This is a genomic window from Lentibacillus saliphilus (genome assembly GCF_019093865.1).
Taxonomy (GTDB): domain Bacteria; phylum Bacillota; class Bacilli; order Bacillales; family Amphibacillaceae; genus Lentibacillus_B; species Lentibacillus_B saliphilus.
Window position 1 is genome coordinate 880,968 of the sequence record NZ_JABJXD010000001.1, and the last position, 9,572, is coordinate 890,539.

Sequence of the window (9,572 nt, forward strand, 5' to 3'; positions counted from 1 at the left end):
GGACGCATTATGAAGGAAACATTACTTGAAATTGAAGGGCTCAAAACCCACTTCATCACAAAAAAAGGAACTGGCCGTGTCGTCGATGGCATTGATCTAACAGTCTACAAAGGCGAAACGCTCGGCATTGTCGGGGAATCTGGATGTGGAAAAAGCATGACATCATTATCCATTCTCCAGCTCGTCCCTGAGCCTGGAAAAATTGTCGCCGGCTCAATCAAGTTAAACGGAGATGACCTCGTCACCAAGACTGAAAAACAAATGCAAGCGATTCGCGGCAATCACATTTCAATGATCTTCCAGGAACCGATGACATCCCTTAATCCAGTTATTACAGTTGGTGAACAAATTGCTGAAACGATCCGCGCACATCAGCCGATCAGTCGAAAAGAAGCCCGAATTAAAAGTATTGAGATGCTCCGCCTCGTTGGAATTCCGTCACCAGAAGAACGTGCCAAACAAGAACCATACCAATTAAGTGGCGGTATGAGACAGCGGGTCGTCATTGCGATGGCACTTGCATGTAACCCAGAGCTATTAATTGCTGATGAACCGACAACCGCTCTTGATGTGACCATTCAATCACAGATTATTAAACTCATGAAAGACTTACAGAAGGAACTGAACATGGCTGTCTTATTTATTACCCATGACCTTGGCGTTGTTGCTGAATCATGTGACCGTGTCGCCGTCATGTATGCTGGAGAAATTGTTGAAAAATCAACAACCGAAGAACTTTTCCGCAAGCCAAAACACCCTTATACGAAGGGGCTACTCGATTCAATTCCTAAAATTAATGAGGTGCAGGAAGAGCTAACACCGATGAAAGGCAGTATCCCAAGTCCATTTACTGAGCATAGCGGGTGCAAATTCGCAGACCGTTGTCCACTCGCTACGGATATTTGTTTCGAGCAACACCCATCATTGGTTGCTTATGAAAATGACAGCTATCAAGTTAGATGCTTCCATTACAATGAATCTACCTCTGGAAAGGATGTTGGCCATGCCAAGCAAAGCTAAGACACCTATTCTCGAAGTTACGCATTTAAAACAATACTTCCCTGTAAAAAAAGAAAGAATTCTGGAGGCAAAGAGGTACGTCCAAGCTGTTGATGATGTTTCTTTTTCTGTTGAACCCGGTACGACCGTCAGTATTGTTGGAGAATCAGGCTGTGGAAAATCAACGACAGGTCGAGCCATCCTTCGCCTAGACGATCCAACCTCAGGTACGATTGAATACAACGGACAAGACATTGCCAAGCTGTCCAAAAAAGAATTGAAAGCCTTTCGTGGCGATATTCAAGTTATTTTTCAGGATCCTTTTGCGTCACTTAATCCGAGACGGACGATTCGGCAAATGCTCAATGAAGCCATGTCCATTCAAAATGTTATGGATAAGACGAAGCGTGAGGACCGTATGTTAGAATTAATGGATCTCGTTGGACTGCCGTATGATTCATTAGAACGGCTGCCACACGAATTCAGTGGAGGACAGCGGCAACGGCTCGGTATCGCTCGGGCCTTAGCGGTCAATCCGAAGCTCATCGTCTGTGATGAAGCAGTGTCTGCCCTAGATGTCTCTGTTCAAGCACAAGTGCTTAATCTTATGAAAAAACTGCAAAAAGAGCTCAATCTAACTTATCTCTTTATCTCACATGATTTAAGCGTTGTAAAACATATATCGAATCGAATTATCGTTATGTATCTTGGGAAAATCGTAGAAATTGCAGACAACGAAGATTTATTCCAATCACCACGTCATCCTTATACACAAGCTTTATTATCAGCAATACCAATACCTGACGTGAATGTTAAACGGACGCAAATTGACATCACTGGAGATGTCCCGTCGCCAATTAATCCACCAAAAGGCTGTCGCTTTCATACGAGATGTCCTTTTGCGACCGAGCATTGTCGCACTGTTGAGCCTGAGTTACGTACAATTAACAACACTCACCAGGTGAGTTGTCATTACGCTGAGACCTTGTCATTTTAATTAAAGGGTGTTAAACTATTAAAAATCAAAAAACTCCGAAAGGACGGGTTGCCTATGATCACACTGGAAAACCTTTCCTTTTATATTATGATCTGTGTATTAGCTCCGCTTATCGGAGCTTTTACCATATTGTTTTTATTTATTTTTGAGAAGAAAATGGAGGCACTCGAGACAAAATCTCGCCAGCTTGTCTTACAGCAAGAGCTTCAGCGTAATAAGTTTGAGATTTTAAGTCAGAACATTCAACCTCACTTTTTCTTCAACACGCTCAATGCTATTATGGGGCTTGCACGACTCGATCGTAAACCAGAATTAATTCATGCTCTTGAAACGATGTCCAAGTTCTTAAAGCGTAAATATGTAATTAATGAATCACTGGCAACCATCGCCGATGAGCTCACGTATACATCCTATTATCTGGATATTCAAAAATTAAGATATGGTGATCGACTGAATATCTCAAAAAACATTGATCCTAGTGTGATGCAAATGCTCATACCAACCTATGTGATCCAAACATTAGTTGAAAATAGTTTTAAACATGGTTTTGAAAAGTATGCTGGGCCTGCCTCTCTCATCATGACGATTTCTGCTACAGAAAAAAGTGTCATGATGGATATTTGGAACAGTAAATCTGACAGCATCGATACATCTAACACTCACGATGATGAAAATCACCGAAAAGGCATCGGTCTACAAAATATTAAGGAGCGCCTGCAAATTCTATTTCCCTCGAGCGATTCCCATGTCGAACTCGTGACGGATCATGAGGGCACAACCGTCCACGTTAAATGGCCGATCTATTATGAAGATAATAAGGGGGATGTCAAACATGAATATACTTTTAGTAGATGATGAACAGTTGGAATTGGATCAGCTTCAATATATTTTACAGCCCTATTTCCACATGGAAAATTTCCATAAAGCACAGGATGCATCAGAAGCATTAACATATGCGAACGACAATCCAATTCATCTCGCTCTCATCGACATTCATCTCCCAGGCAAATCAGGACTTGAACTCGTCAAACGGTTAAAAAAGATTCAAACCAACACAAAAATAGTGATGGTAACGGCCTATCAATCATTTGAATATGCTCAGGAAGCCATACGGTTACACGTAGAAAACTATATTACAAAACCACTCGTTGAAGCTGAATTAATTTCAGCAATCAAGCCTTTTATTGTAAACAAGAGCTATTCAGATATGACACGACAAGTTTTAGATTATATTCACAATCATTATGATAGCCGTTTAACTCTATCAGAAATCGCCGAGGCCATTCACGTGAATCATGCATATTTAAGTAGAAAGTTTAACGAAGAGTTAAACATCGGTTTCCCTAACTACTTGAACCAATACAGGATTGAGATGGCTAAGCGTATGATGGATGATGCGCCTTTTACACCTATTGCTCAAATCGCTGAAAACTGTGGATTTAGCAGCCAACACTATTTTAGTCTATTATTCAAAAAAGAACTCGGGATTAGTCCGAGTTCCTACAGAAAGAAGCTTTAATGAATGGGACAATATGAAGCACGCTATTTAACTAAGCACGCATCTCTAGGAGCCTCTTTTGGGGTACTCACCTTGCTCGCCAGATGGATTGGACCGGATACGGTCTTTTTTTCATCTGATATGCTCATGCATTACGGATTAGTCGGTATGATCGTCTACATCATCCTACACGCCTGTACATTCATGATCTTCGGCTGGATTGCCAACATCGCTAGAAAGAAATGGCCAACGAAGCTCACAATTGGCGATATGATTGTTGCTCAAGCTGAATCGAAAGCACAACGCGTCCTATTACTAATCATTGTTGCAGCTAGTTTGTTAACCTTAATCATTCAGGGATTCATCATTCATCACATGTTCCAGGTGCTTTTCACCATTCCTGTTCCAGTCACATTGTTTTTATTCTTCTTCTTTTGCTTTCTATATGCAGGGATGTGGGGCATGAATAGCATCTTAAAGGCAGAGCCATTTAAGATTGCAATTATATTTGCTGCAATCATTTTTATACCTGTTTACGTCTTTGTCCAAAAAGGCATCGCCCCAATTTACAATGGCGTTCGATTGTACCATCCATATTTATTGTACTGGAAGGATTACAGCAGTTTATTTTTCTTGACGACGTCCATTTTAGTCGTTTTTGGCATGGTCATTATTGATCGTGTATCATGGCAGCGGTTGTTTATATTACAACCGAATAAAGTACGAACAACGTTCTCCCTAATGGGGCTCGTTTACAGCACGATACCGCTCGCTCTGCTGTCATTATTCATCATTTCTCTATCAAATAAGGGCTACGATCAAGCTGGAAACATTTTGTTTGAACTCATATACAAACTAGATTCACCAGGTATTGTTGCTCTGTTCGTCGTATTTTGTCTCGTTATTGCTACAAGTACAGTCGGAGCTGAATTAAATGCATTAACGGTGCTTTTGGTTAAACATTTTTCACCTAATGGCGAACACACCGACACACAACAATATAGACAAAGTCGTGCCATAGCAGGTGTCCTTACTTTATTGGTATTCATCTCAAGTGTCTATGCTACAAAAGCGATTATACCGCTCATGTTGCTGTACGGGATCATTGGAGCAGCGATGATTATTCCGATGATGATCATCATTTTCGGTAAGCAGCGTTTGCCTGCAGTGAGCATGTATGGTATTCTCTTCAGTCTATCGGCTGGTTTCATTGTTTTCGCAGCAGGTTATATGCTTGGTGCAATTTGGACGAGTTTTATCCTATCCGCCTTTTTCTGTTTCGTCGCATACCAGATAGCGAGCAGGGACGCATGATTGTATTCAAATGAGCTATTTAATGATTGATACAAAAACATCGACTTACAGGTATAGAAATAACCAATAAGTCGATGTTTTATTATGAAAAACACTTTATATCACTCGCGATATTTATTCTTTATCCTCAATTGTCACATCACGTAAAAATGGAAAACTGCTCGGATATTGAAAGAAACCATCTACAGAGTCTTGCAGTCCTGCGAGTAAAACAGAATGATAAAGTGGAACGATCGTTGCCTCATCGACGATAATTTGCTGTGCTTCCGCATAAAACGCCATACGCTCACTTTCATCTGTCGATTGTCGCGCATTTTCCAATAACGTATCTACGCGCTCATTTTTGAAAAAGGAACGGTTTCCTGAGTTGCCCGCATTTTCCGAATGAAACATTGGGTACAATCCATAATCTGCATCTAGCGTAACCGTTCCCCAGCTGCCAACAAACATATCAAAGCTGCCATTCCCTGTTAATTCAAGGTACGCTCCGACTTCTGCTGTCTCAATCGTAATATCAATTCCGATTGTTCCTAATTGAGACTGGAGGTTTTCAGCTACATCTGACGTTGTTCGATCATAGGTTAAAATGGTCGCTTTAAAACCGTCCTCATAACCCGCCTCTTTTAAAAGTTGCTGTGCTGCTTCTGGATCGAATTCAATTGGATCGACATCATCACTGTATCCATTCACAGTCGGTGCAAGCGGTCCTTTTGCTTGGAGCGGTACACCATCCAACACGCCATTTATTAATTCGTCCTTATCAATAGCCATCGAAATGGCACGTCTTACATCCACATCATTAAACGGCTCTTTTTCATTATTTAAACCGACATATGACATGCTCGCACTTTCAGATTGCTTCACATACGTGCCATCATTCTGATCAATTTGAGTCACGTCATTCGCATTAACAGGATAGATGATATCGGCAGCACCTGTATTTAATTCAGCATTGCGAGCCATATCTTCTGGTACCGTTTTAAACGTGACCGTGTCAACCTTTGCCTGTTCCCCCCAATAATCATCATATTTTCTAAGTGTAATATATTCGCCGTTCACACGGTCATCATATTTGAAATAGCCTGTTCCAACTGGATTTTTATTAACAACTGTAAAAGGATCGTCCCCGTTTTCTAAGGCTTCATAGCTTTTTTCAATTAAGTCCATACTAATCATATGGCCACCAGGGTGTGCCAAGTGTGACGGTAAGGCTGAGAACGGAAATGCCGTCTTTATATGAACGGTATAGTCATCCTTAACCTCTACGGACTCAATCATATTAAATAAAAACGACAGTGGTGATGCAATGTCTGGATCTAGTACTCGATCCAAATTTGCTTTAACAACCTCTGCGTCAAGCGTGCTGCCATCATGAAATTTTACACCTTCCCTAATTTTTGCCTCCCACACTGTATCATCAATTTGCTCAAAACTTTCTGCAAGTCCTGGTTCTATTTCTAAATCCGTATTCATTTGGACAAGTGTATCGTACATCGCATTCATAACATACAAAGAATTACCGTCATTCGCTGCATGTGGATCAAGCGATACTGGATCAGACGCTAAATCTACGACCAGCTCTTTGGCTGGTCCATCAGATGCTTCTTCATTTGTTCCACTCCCATCACCTGCACACGCTGCTAAGAAAAACAGCATAACGAACACCGCGATCAATGTTACTTTATATTTCATGTTGCTCCCCCTTTGTTGAAGATAATATTTTTTATTTTGCCACAAATCAAACCCATCTGCAACGTATATACTTATAATTTGTTCGACAAAAATCGACAAAAAAGCAAGGGTGCCATTGCCCTTGCTTGTATGTTTGCAACACTATTTCTGGAAGATTGAAATGAGAACATAAAAACAGCACACGATTACCGTATGCTGAGAACGAAAAAAAAGAGTTTAATAGTATGGGGAAATAAGTATATAGACAATGACACCAGTCAAGCTGACATATAACCAAATGGGCATCGTCCAACGCGCAATCTTTTTATGCTTGGCAACGTCCATTTTAACCCCATGTCCAAGTGTAATAAGTGCTAACGGAACAACAGCTGCAGCCAAAAAGATATGCGATATTAAAATCGTATAATAGATATATGTTATGACCCCTTCACCGCCAAAGCTGGTCGAGCCTGCCATCATATGATACGTCAAGTACGATACGAAAAAAACGAGCGTCACACCAAATGCTGCATAAATTAACCGCTGATGCGCTTTTATGTTTTTCTTTTTAATCATCATAAGCGCTCCTAGCAGCAACAAAAACGTCACGCCATTTAACACAGCATTTAAAAGAGGTAAGAATGTTAAACTCACACCCGCGATCGTACCATCCATATCTCTTGGTATATAGTTTGTCGCTAAAATAATGGCAACAATCAAAATAGACAAGCCCCATATGAGTGGGGTATAATTCCGTTGTTTTGTATGATTAACCTTCATATATACAGCCTCTTTCATGAAATGATGATTCCTACTTATTAGGATAGTGAAAGACAACCAAAAGGGCAATGTAAAACATATAATTCTAACGTTCACTTTACAAAAACGCGTCACAAACTAGACACATTTAACGTTTACCACTATGATAATGCAATAATACTAGAATGACAAACGTTTCACTAGCATAGTAAACGTATATCACTCAATTCAGCCGCATATATTAAAGATCTCACCTATATATCAAAACTAACACGCAAATCTCCCAAAACACACGCATATCCTACAAAAGCACCGCATACCCTCAATCTCAGCCGCATAAATGGTGAATGTGACGCATAAAGACGCAACTGACCGCACGACACGACGTCTGCATATGTCACTTTAACGCTTTGGACACGAAAATTGCATTGAGCAAGCAATCAAAAAAGCTGCCATTCCGAATCGGAACAACAGCCATGATTTACATATGTTTGAACAAGCACCTATTTAGTATGCGCTCCAGCCACCGTCTGCAGCTAAAGCAACACCGTTCACATAAGAAGATTCATCTGATCCGAGGAACAGTGTAATATTAGCAATATCTTCTACTGTGCCAGCTCTAGGGATCAAGTTTGTAGCACGAATGGAAGCCTTCATACCAAATTCATCAATATTCGTCATTGAAGCAGCAAATTCCGTTTGAATATGTCCTGGAGCAATTGCATTACAACGAATATTGTGTGGACCGTATTGTGAAGCAACGTTTTTCGTCATACCAACAACAGCGTGTTTAACTGCTGTGTAGCCTAGACCACCACGTCCACCTGTTAGACCTGTAATGGATGCCATGTTAACGATCGTTCCGCCACCATTTTCCATGAAATGTGGAATGATTTTGCGAAGACCATACATTACACCGTTTAGGTTAATGCTCAAAATACGATTCCAAGTATCATCTTGAACATTGGCAGCTGCCTGCATGTTGTCACCAACACCAGCATTGTTGACTAAAATATCAACTTTACCAAATGCTTTAATGGACTCATCAACCATACGTTCTACATCTTCATTGACCGAAACGTCAACTTTTACACCTAACGCTTCATGACCTGATGCTTTCAATTCTGCAACTGTTTCATTTAATGTTGTTTCATTAAAGTCAGCAATAACAACCTTTGCGCCTTCGCGTGCATATGCAATCGCAACTTCTTTACCAATTCCAGCGCCACTTCCAGTAATAATTGCCACTTTATCTTGTAAACGTCCCATGATATCAACCTTCCTTTATTTCATGATAATCGTCTGACCTCTCTATTATAGCGTGTCCTGATTCAACAAAAAAGTCATCAGGCCATTTCTTCTGTTAAATTTTATCAATTGGACACAAATTGTTCATCATTTCACAAACTTAACTTGATATGTATAATCCTACTCAATAGCTTTAATCGACCACATAGAGAGATCTATATGTTCTTTAACGATACCAGACTTAGGAAAAACAAGCGTTACTGGCTTGCTTGTATTCGCCTTTATGTTGAAATCAGAAAGTTCGAACGTACCACGTGCTACGATATCACCAGTTGCATCATGCACAACAAGCGGAACTTGTGTGATTTGTAAATCTTGCATCGTTCCATTTCGTATTAAAATCGTCGATGTCAATCCCCCCGATTCATTACGTTTAATACCTAATCCCATAAAAGATAATTCATTTCGATCAAGAAGTGGGGCTTGTTCAACGATTTTTCGAAGCTTGGCCCTTGATACTTCAGATATGCCTGCCCGCTCCATATCTTCCATATCAAGCTTATGTTCAGTATCTTTCTCAAAGGCAAGTGACCAATTTTGTAAATCAGGTGTTCCCGGAACCAGTATAGATGCTTTCGGAAACTCAAACTGCCACGGGCGTGATGTATTCGGTCGCAGGACACCTAATTCAGTAAAATCAACAACCGTTCTAGCAATTGCCCGCCCCTCTGCTCCCAACAAAACAATGGGTGATGACTTTAGCCGTACTGGTTTATGAATTGTGCTGCGAATAAGTGCTGACGCAATAAAGCTACTATCGGATTGTTTCGAAAGCTCAATGCCATATATAGATAATTGGTCCTTTTTCATACTTGGACTTTTGGCATTATGCAACGCATAGTAGGCGTATGCATCTCTTCCAATCGGATCATGATCTGGAATATAGAGTTCTGTAGTCGCTTCATCTTCTCTTTTATGGTGATCATTGTGGTTATCGGACATTTAATGACACGCCCCTCTGAAATAATTTAAAAGACAAAAGCCGCTAGAATGTGGTTGTACAATAAATGACGTTGGTGGGGAAAA

Annotated in this window: 9 protein-coding genes; 5 read left to right on the plus strand and 4 right to left on the minus strand. The window is 40.5% G+C overall.

Going from position 1 to position 9,572, the window contains the following annotated elements; all coding sequences use genetic code 11:
- Positions 1-9 precede the first annotated feature (9 nt).
- Genes HPC67_RS04395 through HPC67_RS04415 form a run of 5 tightly spaced genes read left to right on the plus strand, consistent with a single transcriptional unit; the run spans position 10 to position 4,808 of the window.
- Entirely contained in the window at positions 10-1,020 is a 1,011-nt protein-coding gene (locus HPC67_RS04395; protein ID WP_217586201.1) for an ABC transporter ATP-binding protein, read from the plus strand.
- On the plus strand, positions 995-1,996 hold the full coding sequence (locus HPC67_RS04400; protein WP_425514298.1) for an ABC transporter ATP-binding protein: 1,002 nt from the start codon (positions 995-997) through the stop codon (positions 1,994-1,996). Before HPC67_RS04395 ends, HPC67_RS04400 begins: the two co-directional genes overlap by 26 nt.
- Positions 1,997-2,050: 54 nt before the next feature.
- Positions 2,051-2,851: a sensor histidine kinase gene (locus tag HPC67_RS04405; RefSeq protein ID WP_217586203.1), complete on the plus strand. Its 801-nt coding sequence runs from the start codon at positions 2,051-2,053 to the stop codon at positions 2,849-2,851.
- Positions 2,829-3,515 (plus strand): response regulator, encoded by a 687-nt coding sequence (locus HPC67_RS04410; protein WP_217586204.1) that lies wholly within the window; start codon positions 2,829-2,831, stop codon positions 3,513-3,515. The genes HPC67_RS04405 and HPC67_RS04410 overlap by 23 nt, the downstream gene beginning before the upstream one ends.
- 3 nt (positions 3,516-3,518) lie before the next feature.
- Positions 3,519-4,808 carry an SLC5/6 family protein gene (locus tag HPC67_RS04415; protein WP_217586205.1) on the plus strand — a complete coding sequence of 430 codons (1,290 nt, stop codon included), beginning with the start codon at positions 3,519-3,521 and terminating at the stop codon, positions 4,806-4,808.
- Positions 4,809-4,922: 114 nt separating this feature from the next.
- Here the strand turns inward: HPC67_RS04415 and HPC67_RS04420 are convergent, their stop codons facing one another.
- The 4 genes from HPC67_RS04420 to HPC67_RS04435 form a co-directional block, all read right to left on the minus strand.
- Entirely contained in the window at positions 4,923-6,500 is a 1,578-nt protein-coding gene (locus HPC67_RS04420) for a glutathione ABC transporter substrate-binding protein (protein ID WP_217586206.1), read from the minus strand.
- 216 nt (positions 6,501-6,716) lie between these two features.
- Positions 6,717-7,259, minus strand: a complete 543-nt coding sequence (locus tag HPC67_RS04425; protein WP_217586207.1) for a DUF420 domain-containing protein — start codon at positions 7,257-7,259, stop codon at positions 6,717-6,719.
- Positions 7,260-7,745: 486 nt separating this feature from the next.
- Positions 7,746-8,507, minus strand: a complete 762-nt coding sequence (locus tag HPC67_RS04430; RefSeq protein ID WP_217586208.1) for an SDR family NAD(P)-dependent oxidoreductase — start codon at positions 8,505-8,507, stop codon at positions 7,746-7,748.
- A 159-nt stretch (positions 8,508-8,666) separates the two neighbouring features.
- Entirely contained in the window at positions 8,667-9,488 is an 822-nt protein-coding gene (locus HPC67_RS04435; RefSeq protein WP_217586209.1) for an accessory Sec system S-layer assembly protein, read from the minus strand.
- Positions 9,489-9,572 lie beyond the last annotated feature (84 nt).

Coding starts and splice junctions, on each gene's coding strand:
- HPC67_RS04395 (WP_217586201.1), top strand. CDS start 10: ATGAAGGAAACATTACTTGAAATTGAAGGGCTCAAAACCCACTTCATC.
- HPC67_RS04400 (WP_425514298.1), top strand. CDS start 995: ATGTTGGCCATGCCAAGCAAAGCTAAGACACCTATTCTCGAAGTTACG.
- HPC67_RS04405 (WP_217586203.1), top strand. CDS start 2,051: ATGATCACACTGGAAAACCTTTCCTTTTATATTATGATCTGTGTATTA.
- HPC67_RS04410 (WP_217586204.1), top strand. CDS start 2,829: ATGAATATACTTTTAGTAGATGATGAACAGTTGGAATTGGATCAGCTT.
- HPC67_RS04415 (WP_217586205.1), top strand. CDS start 3,519: ATGGGACAATATGAAGCACGCTATTTAACTAAGCACGCATCTCTAGGA.
- HPC67_RS04420 (WP_217586206.1), bottom strand. CDS start 6,500: ATGAAATATAAAGTAACATTGATCGCGGTGTTCGTTATGCTGTTTTTC.
- HPC67_RS04425 (WP_217586207.1), bottom strand. CDS start 7,259: ATGAAGGTTAATCATACAAAACAACGGAATTATACCCCACTCATATGG.
- HPC67_RS04430 (WP_217586208.1), bottom strand. CDS start 8,507: ATGGGACGTTTACAAGATAAAGTGGCAATTATTACTGGAAGTGGCGCT.
- HPC67_RS04435 (WP_217586209.1), bottom strand. CDS start 9,488: ATGTCCGATAACCACAATGATCACCATAAAAGAGAAGATGAAGCGACT.